We start from the raw sequence: 18,084 nt of genomic DNA, 5'->3' as shown, positions 1-18,084 counted from the left end.
GCCGGACCCTTTGCTCTTTCAAGCAGTGGTCCGGCCCTCTTCGCACCGCCCCCCGGCCGTATGCTACTTAGAAGTTTACGCCCAGACGGACGCCATAGGTGCGCGGCGAACCGGCAATGAAGGTCGGCAGGCCGAACGTCGCCCCGGTATTGCCGGCATCGATGAGATATTGCTCATCGGTGAGGTTATTGCCGAACGCCTCGCCATACCAGCGCATGTCGGCGCTTTCAAAGCGCAGACGGGCGCGCAACAGGCCGTAGGAGTCCTGACGCACACCGGCAAAGCGCTGATTGTCCTCGTCAAAGAAGATGTGGGACTGCCAGCTATAGGCCGGGAGCAGGCTGAGCGTACCCATTTCATTGGAAAACAGCTCGGCGCGCACACCGATGGAGACAGCATGCTCAGGCGCGTAGCGGAAACGGTTACCGCCAAACTCCTGCGGCACCCCGCCCAGCGTGTTGTTGATCTTGGCAAGGTTGTAGGCGTAGGTGGTGTAGACCTCGACCGCGTCGGTGATCGCGTAATTGGCCTGAAGTTCGAGGCCATACTGGGTGGCTTCACCGGCATTCGTCGGTACCAGCGAACCGTCGAACGGATCGAACTGGCTAGACTGGAAGTTCTCGTATTCCGACCGGAAGATGGAGCCGGAAACGGTGCCGCGGTCCAGCGTCAGGAAGGCACCGGCTTCGAGCGAATCCACAATCTCTGCCGGGGCTACGGAGAAGAAGCCCGGAGCGGTCGTATCCAGCGCCAGAACGTCAGGACGGCGCCCGCGCGCGTAGGACACCCAGGTGTTCAGCCGGTCATTGACCTCATAGGCCGCCACCACGCGCCAGGTCACGTCATCAAAACTGGCTGACTGACCAACGACCGCGCCGTTGGGGGTGCCCGGCAGGAGCAGGGCGCGACCGCCCACGATCAGGTTTGGCGCGTTGACGAAACCGCCATAGCCCGACGTGTGCTTGCGTTCATCGGTATAGCGCAGGCCGGCGGTGAAGCTGAGCCGGTCCGTGGCGCGCAGCGTGATCTCGCCGAACAGGTCGAACGCCTCGGTGCGGCCCGAATTGGCGGCTTCTTCCTGGTAAACGCCGAGCGGCACGGGAACGCCGGCAGCCAGCGTGCCGCCAATCGACAGCGGGAACGGGTTGAAGATATTGGTGAAGTCGCTTGCAGGCACACCCAGCAGGAAGCTCAGCGTCGGGAAGAGCGCCGCGGTGGGAACACCCAGCTGCTGGGCAAACTGGGCCTGAACAGCGGGGGTCTGCAGCAGAAGAGCCTGAGCACGCGCCTCATTGACGATGAGCGGGATGCGCTGGGTACCGGATTCGTAGAACCAGGTACCCCCGATCACGGCGGCCACACGGTCACCGGCATCATAGGTCAGGCGGAATTCCTGGCTGGACTGGCGCCCGCGCGCATCCTCGGCAAGGTTGATGAGATCAAGCCCTGCCCCGATCGGGTCGAACACTTCGCGGGAGTCAAACTGGCGGTAGCCGGTGATCGAGCTAAGCGTCCAGGCATCGCTCAGGGCGTATTCTGCGAGTGCCGTCACACCCCACACCGTGCGGTCAAGGCCAAGGCCCTGATTGTCCTCAAAGCCGGGGAAGGTGAACAGGGCCGCAGGCGTGTAGGGGCTGGTATCGCCGCCCGGGGTCGGCAGCACGCCGGACTTGAACGAGGTGCCCGGGCCATTGTCTTCCTGATAATTGCCGATCAGGTCGAAGCTGAACCCGTTATCCAGGCGCGCGGAGAATACACCGCGCACGGCGCTGACATCGCGGCCCTGCAGCGTGCCGCCCAGCAGATTGTCGATATGTCCGTCACGGCTGCGGTGCACACCGGCCAGACGCAGGCCGAGGCCATCACCCAGACCATAATTGACATGACCACCGACCTCGCGCTGGTCATAATTGCCAATTCCGGCAAAAGCCGAAGCGGAGAAATCATCCTCGGCCTTGTTCTGGATCAGGTTGATGCCGCCAATGAGCGCGCCGCGGCCGAACAGGGTCGGCTGCGGGCCTTTGGCGACCTCGATGCGCTCCATGTCAAACAACTCGACATAGGAACCGCGCGAACGGGTGATGGAAATGCCATCCTGGAAGATCGCCACGCGCGATTCCGCATAGGTGTCGCCGCTATCGGTGGTGATGCCGCGCAGCGAATAGCCGGTATTGTTCGGGCTCTGCTCCTGCACCACCAGGCCCGGCGTGAACGCGGCCATGTCTTCCAGATTGCGGATGTCCAAGCGGTCGATCAGCTCGGCATTGAAGGCGGTGACGTTTACCGGCACTTCTGCGAGAGACTGCTCACGGAACTGCGTCGTCACGCGGATCACTTCAACCGGCTGCGCCGTTTCGTTCAGCTCGGCAAAGGCCGGGGCCGATACCGCACCGAGTGCGACGGCAGACATGAGGATTGACTTGCGGATCATGATAATGGCTCCCTCGCCCAAAGCGTGCGGCACACTTGCCGCGTCAGGGAACCGCTGCTACTCCGCCAATGTGACGGGCGCGCTTCATTCGTGTTACAGAACTTTGACGCGCTGCAGCATGATACTGACGCGTTGCACAAAAAGCACGCACGGCGCAGCAATCTCCCGGGCAGGATGCAAGCAGTGAACCCATCAGACACCCGCCAGATCGAAGCCGGACCGGATGATGCCGGTGAGCGGCTGGACCGCTGGATTGCTGCGCAATGGCCGGAGCTGTCGCGCTCCCGCTGCAAGGCGTTAATCGAGAGCGGCGCCCTGGCCGTGAACGGCGAAGCGCTGACCGATGCTTCGGCAAAGGTACGTGAGGGTCATGTCTACACCCTCACCATGCCCGCGCTGGAACCGGCCGCGCCCAAGCCGGAAAATATTCCGCTCGACATATTGCATGAGGATGACGACCTGATCGTCATCAACAAGCCGGCGGGCCTGACGGTACACCCCGGCGCCGGAGCTTGGACCGGCACGCTGGTGCACGCCCTTCTCTATCACTGCAAGGGTACACTGTCGGGCATTGGCGGGGTTGAACGTCCCGGCATCGTCCATCGCATTGACAAGGACACGTCCGGTGTTCTGGTTGTCGCCAAGAACGATGTTGCGCACCGCTACCTCTCCAAGCAATTCGCGAAACACACGGTCGAGCGCGCCTATCTGGCTTTCACGCGCGGCGCGCCGCGTCCGCGCGAAGGCGAGATAGCAACCCGGATTGCCCGCTCCACACGTGACCGCATGAAAATGGCGGTACTCAAATGGGAGAGCGCAGCCGGCAAGGAAGCCATCACCCATTATCAGGTGCTGGAGACATACGGGCAGGAAGCCAAGGCCCCTATCGGCACGCCGCTCGCCGCGCTGGTGGAATGCCGGCTGGAGACAGGCCGGACGCATCAGATCCGTGTTCACATGGAGCATCTGGGCCATGCCCTGATCGGCGACCGGGTATACGGTCCGCAGCGCACCAGCCAGCTCAAAGGCGTTCCCGACCTGCCCGAGATCAAGGCGTTGGGCCGGCAGGCCCTGCATGCTTCGGTACTGGGCTTTGTCCATCCGTCAACGCGCGAAGAGATAGTGTTCGAGACAGAATTGCCAGCTGACTTGCAAAACCTGCACGCCGCGCTGAAGAGGGTTTGACCCGAAGGCTGTCATGGCCCGGTTTATCCGGGCCATCCATGCCTGAGAATTTCCGGCTGATCCTTCGTTGCAGGCATGGATCACCCGCATGCGCGGGTGATGACAATTCTCTTTATGCCCCTGCCGAGAAACGCCTCGCCCGGCTTGCCACCCCTGACCAGCGCCGCGCCCACAATATGAAGGCGCCTGCGGTTAGGAACATGAGCAAGCCATAGATCGCGGCCGGCACCGCGTAAGAGACGCTGCCCAGCATCGACACCGACACGACGATCGCGAGCGTGGCGTTCTGCAGCCCGCATTCCAGCGTCAGGGCGATACGCTGCTTCATCTTCAGCATGACAAGGCTCGCCACAGAGAACGCGACCAGCATGGCCGCCACGTTGAGGCTGAGCGCGATCAGCCCGGCCTCTGCAAAGCGCGCCACCAGCTCATCGCGGTCGGCTATGAGCGTTGCCAGCACGACCGCGGTAAACACGATGCCCGACAGCAGGCGCGAATGGCGGTCCAGCACATTGGCAACCTTCGGCGCGAACTGGCGGATCGTCATGCCGATGCCAACCGGCACAACCGTCAGCAGGAAGATGACAAGTCCTGTGGTGACAAGGCCCACCGAAGGCGCTTCCGGTCCCATGAAGAGCGCCAGCGCAATCATCAGCACAACCGGCACAGTGAACATGGAGGTGAGGCTGGTGAGCGCCGTCAGCGATATCGACAGGGCGACATCGCCGCGCGCCATGTGGGTAAGCAGGTTGGATGTCGTACCGCCAGGACAGGCCGCCAGAAGGACAATACCCACCTTCAAAACCGGCGGAGCGGGCAGGAATGCCACTATCGCAATCGCCAGCAATGGCAGCGAAATATATTGCAGAACCGCGCCCACCAGCAGGGCCTTGGGCTTTGTGAATATGCGCCGGAAATCACCCGGCGTCAGGCCGACCCCCAGAGCCAGCATGATGAAGGCAAGGGCGAGCGGGAGGAGAATCTGTCCGATAAAGCTGTCCATGACAGGACGTTAGCCGGGGCCGGACAGATTCGTCACGTGCCAATCTCGTCCATGCACCGTAAGCCGGAAGCGCCGCAGCGATATGGTTTACCAGCGGTTCACCCGGAGCTGCGCATAGCTTTATGCAAAGCAGGAGATTCGCACATGAGTATTCGCGTCAAGATCATGGCCGCTGTCGGCGTACTGGGTGTGGTGTCTGTCATTCTGGCTGGCCTCGGCATCCAGAGCATGCAGGCCTATAATACCCGCGTGGCCGCCTATGAGAATGCCGCGACCCGGGCTTATCACGGTGCACATCTCAACCGTCTGGTGACCACGGTGGTGATGGAAGCGCGGGGCATCTATGCCTCGCAGACCACCGAGCAGGCAGCGCCGTTCGGCGAAGGGCTGTTGCGCCGGCTGGACCAGATCGACGAGCTGCTGGCTGAATGGAGCACTCTGGTGCCGGCCTCGGGCGAGGAACGCGCCCTCTTTGAAGCCGTGGTGGCACGTTCGTCCGAATTCCGGTCCTTCCGGGCGGAGACGGTGCGTCTTGGCGGCATTGATCCGGTCCTTGCCAATGAGCAGGGCAACAACATGGAAAACCGCTCCAACCGGCGCGCCTATCAGGAAGAGATCGACGCCGTGGTTGAACGCGACCGCGCACAGCTGAACGCCATCGAAGCCGAACTGGCCAGCTTCTACCGGACGCGTTTCATCATGCTGACCGGCATCGCCATTCTGGGCGTTCTGGGCGGCCTTGGCTTTGCGCTTTACGTTGCCATCTTCCAGGTGAGCCGGCCGCTGACAAAAGTGACGGACGTTCTCGAGCAGGTGGCCGGCGGCGACCTTCAGATCGAGGTGCCGTCCGTGCGTTCGCGCGACGAGATCGGCCAGCTCTGGTCAACGGTCGGGGTGCTGCGCACAGCACTGGCCGATGCAGAAGCAATGAAAGCCGAGCAGGAAAAATCCGAAGCCCGTCAGCGCGAGATGCAGCGCCAGCTGATGATCGAGACCGCCGACAGGTTTGAGGCCGAAGTCGGAAGCCTGCTCAACGACGTGCTCCAGGCCGCCTCGCAGGTCTATTCAGCAGCCGGTATCGTGGATACCAACGCGACCCGCACCACCGAAGAATCCAGCTCGGCAGCCGCTGCATCTGAAGAGACCTCGGCCAATGTGCAATCTGTCGCGAGCGCGTCTGAAGAGCTCTCTGCGTCTATCCAGGAAATTTCCCGGCAGATATCCGAAGCCTCTGCCCTTATTGGCGAAGCCGTCGGGCAAGCGCGCGCGACCGATGCCGATGTGCGCACGCTCGCGGACAATGCCAGCAAGGTGGGCGAGGTGGTTACCCTCATTCAGGGGATCGCCGAGCAGACCAACCTGCTGGCCCTGAACGCCACGATCGAAGCGGCCCGCGCCGGGGAAGCCGGTAAAGGCTTCGCGGTCGTCGCAAACGAGGTGAAGGCGCTGGCGACCCAGACGGCCAAGGCCACAGGCGACATCGAAGCCCAGATGACGGCCATCGAAGCGGCCACTGGCCATGCGGTTGAGCGCATTGCCGATATCGTCAAACGGATCGGCGATCTCAATACGCTGGCTGGCGGTGTTGCCGCCTCTGCTGAACAGCAGGGCGCAGCCACGGGCGATATAGCGCGCGCCATTCAGGAAGCGGCGGCTGGCGCAAGCCAGATCGCCTCGACGATCGAGGCGCTCAACCAGATTTCGGATGGTAATGCGCAAGCCTCGGGCGAACTGCTGCAGGCGTGCAAGACGCTCAATTCCCGCTCCGAGGATCTGAAAAGCCAGATGACCCGCTTTGTGTCCGGCATCAAGGCGGCGTAACCGCCGCCTTGTGCCTGACAGCGCTAGAAAATGACGATATAGGCAATAACGACGCCGATAACGGCAAGCACCACGCCGCCGATAAGCGCATGGCGGTTCATGTGCCCAGGAGCCGGCTCACCCTGTCGTACTTCATCTCTCTTCTTCTCGATCATGGCGCGTCTCCTCTTCGTCCAGCGGATGCGCCAGCGCCAAAGCAAATGCCCCGCGCACCAGCGCTATAGCGAAGGAAAACGCAAAATGCGGCAACGGGTTCCACGGAAAAACCGTTAGCGCGATCAGACCGCGCGTCCCATCACCCAGTCGCAATAGACATTACCGCCCACGTCGAACTGGCGTTCACCCAAGGCCTCGAAGCCGGCCCGGCCATAAAAGGCCAGCGCCCTTTCATTGCCTTTGTAGACGCCCAGCACCACGTTGCTGCGGCCGGTTTCCCGGGCGTGATCGAGAGCCGTACCAATCAGCCTGCGCCCGAGGCCCGTTCCATGGAGGCGCGAGAGCACATAGATCCGCTTGATCTCGATATCCTTCGGTCCAGTGGGTACGGGCAGGTCTGCAGCAGCCAGATGCAGATAGCCGACCGGCGCGCTGCCCGGTGCCATCTCGGCCAGCCAGAGTGCCTGCGAGGCGTCCGCCAGCGCGCGGGCATAGACCTCCGGCGCGTGGCGTTCCTGGCAATGGCGGACGATGCCCTGCCCGTCGACAATACCGGCATAGGATTCCAGAAAACTGGCAGCGCCTACGAGCGCGAGCGCAGCTTCATCGCCGGGCCCGGCCCGCCGGATAGTGACAGATTGCGTGTCCATGGCTCCAGCGATACGGCCAGAATCGCCGCTCTGGCAAGCCAGCCTTTCTGAAACGTCACGGGACAAATCGGGGGTGGTTTTATAAACTTGACCTGAGAGGTGAGGATTTCTTCACTTGCTGCCCCTCGCATCGAGCTTGCTGCCACCCTAAATGGACTTTTGCTGCGTCGCCAAAAAGTGGCTCAGCGAAACGGGGGCGGCAGCCAGTGCGTTGGTCTTGAGACCCGGTACGAACTGCCCGCCAAGGGAGGAATTGAACATGAACGCCATGCGTCTGGCATCACTGTCGCCCGAAGGCGGGCTCTCGCGCTATCTCACCGAGATACGCAAGTTCCCGATGCTCGAAAAGGACGAGGAATTCATGCTCGCCAAGCGCTGGCTGGAGCACGAGGACTCCGAGGCCGCCCACAAGCTCGTCACCTCCCATTTGCGCCTCGTGGCCAAGATCGCCATGGGCTATCGCGGCTATGGCCTGCCGATTGCGGAGGTAATCTCCGAAGGTAATGTTGGCCTGATGCAGGCGGTAAAAAAATTTGATCCCGACAAGGGCTTCCGCCTTGCCACTTATGCGATGTGGTGGATCCGGGCGAGCATTCAGGAATACATTTTGCGCTCCTGGAGCCTGGTAAAAATGGGCACCACCGCCGCGCAGAAGAAGCTGTTTTTCAATCTGCGCCGGATGAAGAGCCAGATGCAGGCGCTCGAAGAGGGTGATCTGCACCCTGATCAGGTGGACACGATCGCCACCAAGCTCGGTGTCACGAATGACGACGTGATCTCGATGAACCGTCGCCTGTCCGGGCCGGACGCATCACTGAATGCGCCCATGCGTGTGGATGGTGAAGCCGAATGGCAGGACTGGCTGTCTGACGACAATGCCGAGGATGCCGAGGAAAGCCTGGCCGAAAGCGACGAGTTCTCTGCCCGCATGACGCTTCTGCAGGAGGCCATGGGCGGGCTCAATGAGCGTGAACGTCACATCATCGAGGAACGCCGCCTCGCCGAAGAGCCCAAGACGCTGGAAGAACTGGCGGAGGTCTACAATGTCAGCCGCGAGCGCATCCGCCAGATCGAGGTGCGCGCGTTTGAAAAGCTGCAGACCGAGATGAAGCGCCTCGCCGAAGAACGCGGACTGGTGGCGGCCTAGTCGGCACCTCGCACGCTGACCGTCGCGCTGGCGGCCGCTGCAAGACGGGCATCGCGCGTCAACAACGGCATGCCCAGAACTTCTGCCAGCGCCACGTAGGACGCGTCATAGGCCAAGACCGTGTGTCTCAGTTCCCATATCCGTGGCAGCAGAAAGTCGTGCGGGTAGCGCCGCAAGGGGAAACCTGCGAGATCGGCAAGGGCATCTGCGCCAACACTGGGGGAGATCTTTCCGCTCAGAGCAAATTTGCGGATGACCTGCGCGGCTTCGATGTCGATGAGATGGGGCGCATGGAGGCTGGTGCCTGACTCGAACATGAGCGCCTCAAGCTGCGACGCGGCAGCAGACCTCAGCAGAACTTCGAGAAGGGCCGACGCATCAACAATCATCCGGCGTGGTCGCGCTCGGCCCTAACTGCAGCGGCAATGTCAGCATCGGCTGCGAGAGGGGGCCTCGCGTGAAGCCGGGCGCGCAGTTCCTCAAGGCTTGGCCGCTCGGCAAGCTGACGCAGCTCAGCAAGCAGATAGTCGGAAAGCGACATGCCAGCGAGTGCCGCGCGCGCCTTAAGCGTGCGGTGCAGGGCGTCGGGCACATTGCGTATCTGGACCATCACCGCCATGCGATAAACATACTTGCATGTGCATCACATGTAAATCGCGTCCAAATGACCATAGACCCGGCGCGCATGTTCCCCATATCGCAGATATCTGCTATCTTACCTTCAAATGGACTGGGCATTTCTCGGTCGGCGGAGGGGCGGTGGCTTGGCTGCTGCCCCTCAGCTTTTAAGGAAATATCTTCAGACACCGTTCCGGAATTTTGGGTCTGATAATGTCGACTGCCCGGTTGGGTTGGCCGGGGGTAAGTACGCTAAGCCCAAGCGGACGCGCAAAGAGATCAGCGAACTGCAGGCCCGATGAATTGGATCGCTTGTCGGCAAAGACTGGCTCCCAGGTGAGTTGGCGAAAATCAGGCCTGCCCTGAGCCCCTTCGGAGCGCCGCCGCAATGCGCCTTGATCTGCCGTTATCTGCCGAAAAATGAGCTCCAGTTTCTGATCTTCTGTGCGGCCCCGGCTCTCAAAAATTGTATGGATATGCCGTTCAGTTTGACCCTGCTCAATCAGACGATCCAGTGCTTTCTCCAAGCAAAACTGAAGTGCGAGTTCATAAGGGCTCCACGGGTTGGTGTAGCGTGCCTTTAGCCTATCTTTATGGATAACCGAGCAAACGATCTCAATTTCGGCCGCGGCGACCAGAGAGTTTATGGCATTAATAAAAGATAGCCGTGCGGCCTGACTGGTGCGCAGGAATGTGAACGCCTTATCGCCGCGGCGAATATCGCGCTCGTGCAGTACAAGCTGGTCATGTCCGACAGCATCAAATTTGAGACGCTGGAGGGCAGGAACAAGCGCGTTGGCATACACATCCTTGCGGACAAGCACGAAGGCCAGAACGAACACCGGAAAATCCGGATCGACGCCATCAAGGACCGGCGAGCCACTTTCGTCTGCGAAGATGATGTAGTCGCTGAACGCCAATTTGCCTCTCCCTCTAACCTACCCAGCCCCCTCCTGCTTGCGCCTGACGATTCCCACCGTCAGGCAGAGCTGGGCGGCAAAATAGGTGATCCAGACAGCCACCCCGCCCCAGTCCAGACCCTCAAAGACGAGCACCTCACGGAACAGGCGCGCGGCAATCAGGCTGTCGGAGATGAGGAAGAGCAGCGCACCGGCCACGATCAGGCGCGGACCGCGCACCAGTCCGGCGGCGATGACCATGGCGAGGATAATGCCCAGATACGCGCTGGCAGGCATTAGAAGCTCGCCCATGCCCGTCCGCAGCCAGACAAACATCGCAACACCAAAGGCCAGCAGCGCCGCCGCCAGCACCAGACCGTCCTTGCGCCAGCCATCTTTGAAGATGAACCCGGCAAAGATGACCAGATAGACGAGGTGGGCCGCACCGAAAAAGCCGATCCCCGCCTCCATCTCCGGCGGGTTCAGGGCGAGCGCGAAATCACCACCTGCAGACAGGACAAGCGCCAGTGTCAGCACAAACGCCTTGCGGAAGGCAGCGTACATCGCGAGCAGGATGATTCCGCTGATCTTGACCAGCGCGATCTGGCCGCCGCCAGCTGTCACCTGGTCGAGCACCAGAAACACCAGGGCAGCGAATACCGCCACGCCCAGATAGGCCGGGCCGACCCACTCAGGAATTAGTGGTCCGGTTTCCTTGTAACGGTTGGCTGATGAAAATTCGTCACCTTGGTCTGACATGCAGATCAACTCCATCGGGTATGTGGCGTGGGCCTTGAGATCAGGCTAGAACAGGTTGGCGTGCGCCAGAAGCCCCCCTTTGAGCGTATCGCCCGTCAACCCGGCCCCGGACGCCCCCAAAGGGAGACACCCCCAATGTCGCCTCGCGCCAGCGCTCGCCCCGCACTGCAGGCTCTCGCCGTGGCCCTGGCCCTGTCCGGAGGGGCAGCAGCAGCGCAGGAAGCACAGCTTCCCGGCATCCTGGCCGAGCTGCTGGAGGCAGCCAATGAGCAGGGGCGCACCGAGTTCACCCGCGCAGTCCAGCTCATCGCGTTGACGCGACCGGCAGACGAGATCCTACGCGCGGCAGAAGAGCTGGGGCGCGGTGATGCTGCGCGCCAGGCGCTCGGTCTGGAGCCTCCGCAGCTTCCGGAAGATGCGGCCATTGCCGCCGTCGCGGAGATTGCCGAGGAAGACCACGCGGCCGGCTATGCCAATGGCATTGTCGGCACGGTGGCCGCCGTGCCTGTGGGCTTTGCGCGTACCTTTGCCTCCGGGCGGCTGGAGCTATGGCAGGGCCGGGCAAGCCTTGGCATACGCTTCGACAGCGGCAATACAGCGCGCGAAGACTATACATTTGGCCTGCAGGTCCGCAGGGAGCTGTCCGGGTGGGGCTTCCAAGGCGATGTCGACTATGCCTATTCAGAAGTGAACGGCACGATCGGGCGGGACAATTTCCGCACCCGGCTGCGCGGCGAGCGCGAGGCCGGTGAGCGTTTTACCTATTTTGCAGCCGCCGATTATGAACGCGACCGGATCGCGAGCTATGACTGGACGGCCTTTGCCGGTGTGGGTGCCGGTTACCGCGTCCTGACCAGCCCCGGCCGGACATGGATATTGCGTGCGGGTCCCGGTGTGCGCATCCTGGCCGAACCAAGCAATGGCACACAAACGGTCGGCGCGCTTGATGTCGGATCGGACCTGGCCTGGCGTCTGACCGAGTCTATCAACTTCACGTCGGAAACCGGCCTGCTGATTGCCGACACCAGCCGATTCGACCAGTTGTTCGGGCTGAACTCAGCTCTCAACGATCTATGGTCGCTGCGCCTGCAATACCGCTACCGCTACGAATTCGAGCCCAATCCGGGATTCGTCCGGGGCGACAGCCGCACCGACATTTCCATCGTGCGGGAATTCTGACGCGCCGCGCTTCTAGCCGTCAGCCTTGATGGCGACCGGCGAGCCGGGCTTTCCGGGGCCCTGCGGACGCACGCCGCCTGCACCGATGCGTCCGGCGGCAAAGTCGTCAAGCAAATGCACCCAGCGGCTTGAGCGCGACGAGATATAGATGAAGGGGCCGTCGGGATTGCGCCGGAAATTGGAGTCCGTTGCGATCACCTGCCACTCACCGCCCTCATAGACCATGAAGGGTGAGCCAGAATCGCCACGGGTGGTGTCACAATCGTGCGAAATGGTGTCATCGGGGTAAGCGGCGAGGATGCGGCAATCCTCATTGCCTGAGAGATTATCGCCGGTATCCCACGAATAACCGGCCTGCCAGATGCGCGCCTCGCGTACTTCACGCTCGCTGCGGTCTGCCACGATGTCGAGAACGCCGACATGGCCAAGCTCGTCGCCGAGCGGCTGATCGAGGCGCAGCAGCGCCCAGTCCGTGCCATCAATGTCATCGGTCTGGCTGAAGCGCTGATTGTCCCATTCCTCGTCGATGAGATGATCGACGACACGTGCCGTGCGCGGCCCGCCCGGAAGCGCGAACCCGGTCGTGAACACGCCGCCCGCATAAAGCTGGCCTTCGCTGTGAATGCAGTGGGCAGCTGTGGCGATGACGTTCGGGGCAACAAGCGTCGCTGTGCAGGTGCCGCCCCGGTCAGCCTGGATAGTGCCAACCACACTCCACGGAAACTGCGCCGTATCCATCAGCACACGGTCATCATTGCCGAAGAAATGGTCATTGATGGTCAGAGGGCGGTGACGCCCGCCGCAATCTGAACGGTCTGTGCGCGCCGGGCAGCGCCCGGTGCCGATACCTGGCTCATCGCAGACGCCATCAAAGGCAAATTCGCAAGAATCGTCGCGGAAGCGCAGATGCGTGACATCACCGCAATCGGTGACGTCCGTTCCTTGCGTGCACGCACCGGTGCCAAAGCCGGGCTCATCGCATTCGCCATCGTTGGCCCAGCGGCAGCTATCGTCTTCCTGGCCCGTTGCGATACGCCAGCAGTCAGAATAATCGGTGCCGGCCGCGCAGGCGCCCGTGCCGATACCTGGCTCGTCACATTCGCCGTCATTGGCGTGGCGGCAGCTGTCATCCCCAGTAAAACCGGCCGGACGGGCATCGCCGGGCCGCTGAGGAGCGGGTTTCTGGAATTGCTGCAGGATGCGCGTGTAATCGCGCGACGTCAGTATGGTGGGGTCAGCCTCGCCGGACAATGATGGCGCCGGGTTTTGCACGCTCGCGCCTGTCCCGCCGTGATGGGCGACAGCCGCCGCCATGGCAATACCTGCTGCAAGCGCAACTGCGCCCAGAAAAGCCCGCATACCTGTTTCCCCTCAACAGCCCGTGCAGCGGCCCGCAGCCTGCACTACCGGCCTGCGATACACATTCCCAAAGCCGGCGTCACCTGACCATGGCGGTCAGCGGCAAGGCAAGCATTGTATGAGGGTATACTGCCTAAAGGTATAGCTGGCCTTCGACAAATAGCCGGGCACGCCCCTCCAGACCCACGCGGCCGGTTCCGGGCGAAGCCCGCCCGGCCTTTACCACCAGATGACCGGGACGCGGGCCGATCTGGCGGGCATTGAGGAGATCCTTGCCCAGACGCTCCGCCCAGAACGGAGCGAGCGCGCAATGGGCCGAACCCGTTACCGGATCCTCGTCTATGCCAATCGCGGGCGCGAACAGGCGTGACACGAAGTCCGTGCCATCGCCGCCCGGTGCAGTGACCGTCCAAAGAGCGCCGCTATCTTTCAGCACGCGCTGGTCCGGCTCCAGGGCGTTCACCGCCTCGGCGCTGTCATAGACCACCATATACCAGGGCCAGGGTTCGGCGCGTACCAGCTCGAAGACTTCAGCAGGTTCCGCCCCAAGCCCCTTGATGCCCTCGGGCGAGCCTTCCAGCCGCTTTACCGCAATCGCCGGGAAGTCCATCGCGTAAACGCCCGGCTCGCCAGTGCGCGCCACGCTCATCGGTCCGGAGCGCGTGGAGAAGCGGGCAATATCACCTGCCGTGCCGCCATTGCCCAGAAGCCAGGCACCAGCTGCCAGCGTGGCATGGCCGCAGAAATCCACCTCAGCGCCGGGCGTGAACCAGCGAAGCTGCCAATGATCCTCACCATCGGCCAGCAGGTAGGCGGTTTCAGAGAGATTGTTCGAGCGGGCTATGCCGGCGAGCGTTTCGTCATCAAGCTCGCCCTCCAGCAGGACCACCGCCGCCGGATTGCCGGTATGCGGCGCGTCACCATCACAAAAGGCATGCAGCTCGGCGAAGGGCAGGCTGGTCATGGGCGCGATATGACCGCGCGCCGGGCATTTTCCGGCACGGGTGCTTCAGCATAGCGGGTGAGGTAATCGAGCACGTCCTGGGGGTTGCGTTCGCGCGCGGTGCGCCATTCGGCAGACGTTCCGGTATTGATGATCTCGCCTTGTGCGTTGGTGATGATGACGGTCGGCACACCTTCGAGCTCGTCCAGACCGAAGCGGGCGACGACATCCATATTGCGCTCATACCGGCCCACATCGACCGCCACGATCTCGTAGTGCGCATCGGCGTAGGCGCGCACCGGCGCCAGCTCCAGCATGCCAGCGAAGATCCGGCAATCCGGACACCAGTTGCCACCAAATTTCACCAGCACGCGCGTGCCGCGCTCCGCTGCGCGCTCATAGGCCGCGTCCAGCTCGCCATGGGCATCTGCCTCGGCGCTGTAGGGCTCATCAATGGCGGTGACCTCGAGATTGGACACATCTATCTCCTCAGGCTCTGGCGAGCAGGCGGCCAGACCTGCCGCAACCATCAGCGAAACACAAGCGGCGGCAAAGCGCATATCCGTCCCTTTCACTACCATCAGGCTTTCAGAGCTAGTGCCTCACCGGCGCAATGGCCATACGCACGGCCCGTTAGACGCGCTGAAGGGCCTGCCGAGCTATGCTGCGGGCGGTATCAATCCGGCTCGACGGCTTCCGGCTCGCCGCCATTGAGCCAGTCCCCCAGCCGCTGGCGCCCATCGCGTGCCGACAGGGCGATACGCCGCAAGGTCTGCGCGCGGACAAGGCCGGTATCGACCGGGCCCAGACTGGCGGAACCGTCTGCCAGCGCCGCCAGCAGCGTCTTTTTCAACGCCTGGAATGCCTTTTCGGTCTGGGCGGCCGTGTCGGTGAAGGTCTCGCGGTCTGCCGCGATGGACAGGCTGGCGCGCACCTCAGCATCCATCCCGTCCCAGGCCGGTTTCAGGGCAGGTCCGGTCCGGGGAGCAGGCAGGGCCTGCAGCTGCGCACTGGCCTGCAGCAATTCCTCGGCATGCTGGATGACGCGGACAAGGTCGGCCAGCGCCTTGCCGCTTTCGGGCGGCAGGCTCACTTGTGTCAGCTGACCGATGAAATCCCGGATGGCGCCTGCCAGTTCGGAAAGCGCTTCGCGCCGGTGGTCGGGCGCGGTAGTCCGCCTGCCGGATTCGCCCAGATGCGCAGCGGCCAGATCCAGCGCGAGCGTATGGAGCCGCCAGCATTCCAGCGCCAGCGAGCGCACCGCCAGGGACGGTGTCTGCAACAGGTTGGAATCGAGAAATTCCGGGCGAGACACGGCTTCATCAGGCGTGCTGAACAGACCCGCCAGCCAGCGCGTCAGGCGCGGGGCGAGCGGCAGGATCAGGAGAACCCCCAGCAGGTTGAAAAGCGTGTGAAAGGCTGCCAGCCGGCCCGGCGTATCATCCACCAGATGGGCCCCGTCCAGCACGCCTTCAGACGCCCACAGCAAGAGCGGCAGCAAGGCCAGCGCGCCGATGGCCGTTACCGCGTTAAACGCTACGTGCGCCATCGCCACGCGGCGGGCGGCGGGCGTTGCCCCTATCGAGGCGAGAAGCGCGGTCGAGGTGGTGCCGATATTGGCCCCGATCACGGCCGCGGCGGCCAGCGATAGCGGCACAGCGCCGCCTGCGCTCGCCGACAGGGTGATGGCCATGGCGGCGCTGGAGGACTGGGTGAGCGTGGTCAGCAGCGCGCCGACCAGAATGAAGAGCGGGATGGCAAACATCCCCGCCCCTTCCAGATCAAGAGCGGCAATCTGCGGGGTGAGGCCGGAAAAGGCCTGCTGCAACAGCCCGACGCCCAGAAAGAACAGGCCAAAGCCCGCAACGGCCTGCGCCGCGCCGCCAAGCCTGGGGCGGGCTTTCAGCGCCAGCCCCGCGATCATCCCCAGCCCGATCAGCGGCAGTGCGAGCGCGCCCCAGTCCAGCTTCAGGCCCACTTGCGAGACCAGCCAGCCCGTCATCGTGGTGCCGACATTGGCGCCGAACACGACCCAGATCGCCTGCCCCAGCGTCAACAGGCCAGCGTTTACAAACCCGATCGTGGCGACCGTCACCGCGCTGGAAGACTGCACTGCCGCCGTGATGAACGCGCCAGCAACAAGCCCGCGCGCGCGGGTGCGCGTCCAGGCGCCCAGAATGGATTTGAGCGCATCGCCGGCGGCGGTTTTCAGCCCGTCCGTCATCAGCGCCATGCCGAGAAGGAAGAGGCCAAGACCACCCAGCAATGGGGCCAGTATCTCCATCACGCGCCGCTCACCCTTCCGCTTGATCCCGATACGGAAGGTTTAGCACTGTGCGGGAGGGAGGGGGAGAGATTCTCTCGTCATCCCCGATGGGTTCGTCAACGCCACGAAGGTGGGGGTCCAGAGATTGTAGAGCTCTGATGGTGACTATAGCTCTGGGTTCCCGCCTGCGCGGGAACGACGAAGGTGAGGTTGGTGGCACTTGGCGAAAAAAGGGCGTGTTGCCCCGCCCTTTTCTCAGTCTCTGATGGGCCTTAGCCCCTACTCCGCCAGTTCGGCCTGTGTCGGCAGGGTGCGCTTTTTCGAGACCCATTGGTCGAAGTTCGACCACACGCCCTCATCGCCGTGCCAGTCGCCCTTGGTGGCGCCCTTGGAGTATTCAGTGGCGCGCGCCTCGAAGAAGTTGGCGTGCTCCACCCCGTTGAGGATCTCGGTCAGCCAGGGCAGCGGGTGCTCTTTCGCGCCATAGACCGGCGGGAGCTTGAGCTGCTGCAGGCGCCAGTCGGCGATGTAGCGGATGTATTTCTTGATATCGTCCGGCGTCATGCCTTCCACCTCACCGGCTTCAAACGCCAGCTCGATGAACTTGTCTTCCAGGCCGATCACCGTCTTGCAGCAATCGATGATGTCGTCCTTGACGGCCTGCGTATAGGCGCCCGTCTCCTCGGCGAAGGTGTGGAACATTTTCATCATTCCCTCGCAGTGCAGCGACTCGTCGCGCACCGACCAGGACACGATCTGGCCCATCCCCTTCATCTTGTTGAAGCGCGGGAAGTTCATCAGCATGGCAAAGCTGGCAAAGAGCTGCAGCCCTTCGGTGAAACCGCCAAACACCGCCATGGAGGTGAGGATGTCGCGGTCGGTCTCCACACCGAACTTGCCGAGATAATCGTGCTTGGCCGACATCTCCTGATACTCCATGAAGGCGGAGAATTCGGTGTCGGGCATGCCGATGGTTTCCAGCAGCAGCGCATAGGCCGCGATGTGGACCGTCTCCATGTTGGAGAAGGAGGCCAGCATCATGCGCACTTCAACCGGCTTGAAGAGCGGCATGTAGTTTTCCATGTAGTTCGCGCCCACCTCCACGTCAGACTGCGTGAAGAAGCGGAAAATCTGGGTCAGCAGATTGCGCTCGCCATCGGTGAGCTTGGTCGCCCAGTCCTTGCAGTCCTCGCCCAGCGGCACCTCTTCGGGCAGCCAGTGAACCTGCTGCTGGCGCTTCCAGTACTCATAGGCCCACGGATAGCGGAAGGGCTTGTAGGCAAAGCTGGGCGTCAACAGGCCGGGGCGGTCGCTGGAAACAATCAGGCCGGTGCTCATGGCGAATGCAAATCCTTCTGTCTGGCGCGTTGAGACTATGGTTGGGCGCGCGGCCGATTCCGGCAAGGCGCGTGTTTGCCGCGCCTCTTGCGTGAATCACATCGCGCCTCACCCTCAACATCTAGATATTGTGGTTAAGCGAACGCTAACGTCCACCCCTAGTGTGCGCCGGACGTGAAAATGTGATGAGCATGACGGTGGAAAAGTGGGATTTTGCTGGGTCGCAACCCACACACCTCGTCATTCCGGGCGAGCCGCAGGCGAGACCCGGAACCCAGTTTTTCCAGAAGCACTGGGTTCCAGATAAGCGCTGACGCGCTTTCTGGAATG

At 62.6% G+C, this 18,084-nt stretch carries 17 protein-coding genes; 4 read left to right on the top strand and 13 right to left on the bottom strand.

Annotated features, from left to right (window positions below; all coding sequences use genetic code 11):
• Nucleotides 1–67: 67 nt before the first annotated feature.
• Entirely contained in the window at nucleotides 68–2,431 is a 2,364-nt protein-coding gene (locus tag ACTIGC_RS01970) for a TonB-dependent receptor (RefSeq protein WP_439632814.1), read from the bottom strand.
• 174 nt (nucleotides 2,432–2,605) lie between these two features.
• Here ACTIGC_RS01970 and ACTIGC_RS01965 point away from each other — a divergent pair, with 174 nt between their 5' ends.
• Nucleotides 2,606–3,616: an RluA family pseudouridine synthase gene (locus ACTIGC_RS01965; RefSeq protein ID WP_439632813.1), complete on the top strand. Its 1,011-nt coding sequence runs from the start codon at nucleotides 2,606–2,608 to the stop codon at nucleotides 3,614–3,616.
• A gap of 112 nt (nucleotides 3,617–3,728) precedes the next feature.
• Here ACTIGC_RS01965 and ACTIGC_RS01960 read toward each other — a convergent pair whose 3' ends face one another.
• Nucleotides 3,729–4,619: a bile acid:sodium symporter family protein gene (locus ACTIGC_RS01960; protein ID WP_439632812.1), complete on the bottom strand. Its 891-nt coding sequence runs from the start codon at nucleotides 4,617–4,619 to the stop codon at nucleotides 3,729–3,731.
• 144 nt (nucleotides 4,620–4,763) lie between these two features.
• Here ACTIGC_RS01960 and ACTIGC_RS01955 point away from each other — a divergent pair, with 144 nt between their 5' ends.
• Nucleotides 4,764–6,440, top strand: a complete 1,677-nt coding sequence (locus ACTIGC_RS01955) for a methyl-accepting chemotaxis protein (protein WP_439632811.1) — start codon at nucleotides 4,764–4,766, stop codon at nucleotides 6,438–6,440.
• A gap of 23 nt (nucleotides 6,441–6,463) precedes the next feature.
• Here ACTIGC_RS01955 and ACTIGC_RS01950 read toward each other — a convergent pair whose 3' ends face one another.
• Nucleotides 6,464–6,595, bottom strand: coding sequence for a hypothetical protein (locus tag ACTIGC_RS01950; protein ID WP_439632810.1), 132 nt, complete (start codon nucleotides 6,593–6,595; stop codon nucleotides 6,464–6,466).
• A 123-nt stretch (nucleotides 6,596–6,718) separates the two neighbouring features.
• Nucleotides 6,719–7,246 carry a GNAT family N-acetyltransferase gene (locus tag ACTIGC_RS01945; RefSeq protein WP_439632809.1) on the bottom strand — a complete coding sequence of 176 codons (528 nt, stop codon included), beginning with the start codon at nucleotides 7,244–7,246 and terminating at the stop codon, nucleotides 6,719–6,721.
• A gap of 259 nt (nucleotides 7,247–7,505) precedes the next feature.
• On the opposite strand from ACTIGC_RS01945, the gene rpoH reads away from it, so the two are divergent.
• Nucleotides 7,506–8,393 (top strand): RNA polymerase sigma factor RpoH, encoded by an 888-nt coding sequence (gene rpoH, locus ACTIGC_RS01940; RefSeq protein WP_439632808.1) that lies wholly within the window; start codon nucleotides 7,506–7,508, stop codon nucleotides 8,391–8,393.
• On the opposite strand, the gene ACTIGC_RS01935 is transcribed toward rpoH, so the two are convergent.
• From ACTIGC_RS01935 to ACTIGC_RS01920, 4 genes are all read right to left on the bottom strand, one after another.
• Nucleotides 8,390–8,782, bottom strand: coding sequence for a type II toxin-antitoxin system VapC family toxin (locus ACTIGC_RS01935; protein WP_439632807.1), 393 nt, complete (start codon nucleotides 8,780–8,782; stop codon nucleotides 8,390–8,392). The two genes, rpoH and ACTIGC_RS01935, sit on opposite strands and share 4 nt — an antisense overlap.
• Nucleotides 8,779–9,012 (bottom strand): FitA-like ribbon-helix-helix domain-containing protein, encoded by a 234-nt coding sequence (locus ACTIGC_RS01930; RefSeq protein ID WP_439632806.1) that lies wholly within the window; start codon nucleotides 9,010–9,012, stop codon nucleotides 8,779–8,781. Before ACTIGC_RS01930 ends, ACTIGC_RS01935 begins: the two co-directional genes overlap by 4 nt.
• Before the next feature lie 166 nt (nucleotides 9,013–9,178).
• On the bottom strand, nucleotides 9,179–9,931 hold the full coding sequence (locus ACTIGC_RS01925; RefSeq protein WP_439632805.1) for a DUF3800 domain-containing protein: 753 nt from the start codon (nucleotides 9,929–9,931) through the stop codon (nucleotides 9,179–9,181).
• Nucleotides 9,932–9,949: 18 nt separating this feature from the next.
• Nucleotides 9,950–10,669, bottom strand: coding sequence for a lysoplasmalogenase (locus ACTIGC_RS01920; protein WP_439632804.1), 720 nt, complete (start codon nucleotides 10,667–10,669; stop codon nucleotides 9,950–9,952).
• 135 nt (nucleotides 10,670–10,804) lie between these two features.
• Between ACTIGC_RS01920 and ACTIGC_RS01915 the strand changes: the two genes are divergently transcribed.
• On the top strand, nucleotides 10,805–11,848 hold the full coding sequence (locus ACTIGC_RS01915; RefSeq protein ID WP_439632803.1) for a DUF481 domain-containing protein: 1,044 nt from the start codon (nucleotides 10,805–10,807) through the stop codon (nucleotides 11,846–11,848).
• A gap of 12 nt (nucleotides 11,849–11,860) precedes the next feature.
• Here the strand turns inward: ACTIGC_RS01915 and ACTIGC_RS01910 are convergent, their stop codons facing one another.
• The 5 genes from ACTIGC_RS01910 to ACTIGC_RS01890 all read right to left on the bottom strand — a co-directional run bounded on the left by ACTIGC_RS01910 (nucleotide 11,861) and on the right by ACTIGC_RS01890 (nucleotide 17,754).
• A complete protein-coding gene (locus tag ACTIGC_RS01910; protein WP_439632802.1) occupies nucleotides 11,861–13,207 on the bottom strand; it encodes a trypsin-like serine peptidase in 1,347 nt (448 codons plus the stop codon).
• A 133-nt stretch (nucleotides 13,208–13,340) separates the two neighbouring features.
• Entirely contained in the window at nucleotides 13,341–14,171 is an 831-nt protein-coding gene (locus tag ACTIGC_RS01905) for a PhzF family phenazine biosynthesis protein (RefSeq protein ID WP_439632801.1), read from the bottom strand.
• Nucleotides 14,168–14,731, bottom strand: coding sequence for a thioredoxin family protein (locus ACTIGC_RS01900; protein ID WP_439632800.1), 564 nt, complete (start codon nucleotides 14,729–14,731; stop codon nucleotides 14,168–14,170). The genes ACTIGC_RS01905 and ACTIGC_RS01900 overlap by 4 nt, the downstream gene beginning before the upstream one ends.
• A gap of 95 nt (nucleotides 14,732–14,826) precedes the next feature.
• On the bottom strand, nucleotides 14,827–16,434 hold the full coding sequence (locus ACTIGC_RS01895) for a Na/Pi cotransporter family protein (protein WP_439632799.1): 1,608 nt from the start codon (nucleotides 16,432–16,434) through the stop codon (nucleotides 14,827–14,829).
• A 261-nt stretch (nucleotides 16,435–16,695) separates the two neighbouring features.
• Nucleotides 16,696–17,754, bottom strand: a complete 1,059-nt coding sequence (locus ACTIGC_RS01890; protein WP_439632798.1) for a ribonucleotide-diphosphate reductase subunit beta — start codon at nucleotides 17,752–17,754, stop codon at nucleotides 16,696–16,698.
• Between the last annotated feature and the right edge of the window lie 330 nt (nucleotides 17,755–18,084).

The organism is Glycocaulis sp., from assembly GCF_051859565.1.
Taxonomy (GTDB): Bacteria; Pseudomonadota; Alphaproteobacteria; order Caulobacterales; family Maricaulaceae; genus Glycocaulis.
The sequence above is the reverse complement of the archived record's forward strand: the minus strand, read 5'-3'. Positions and strand labels throughout refer to the sequence as shown.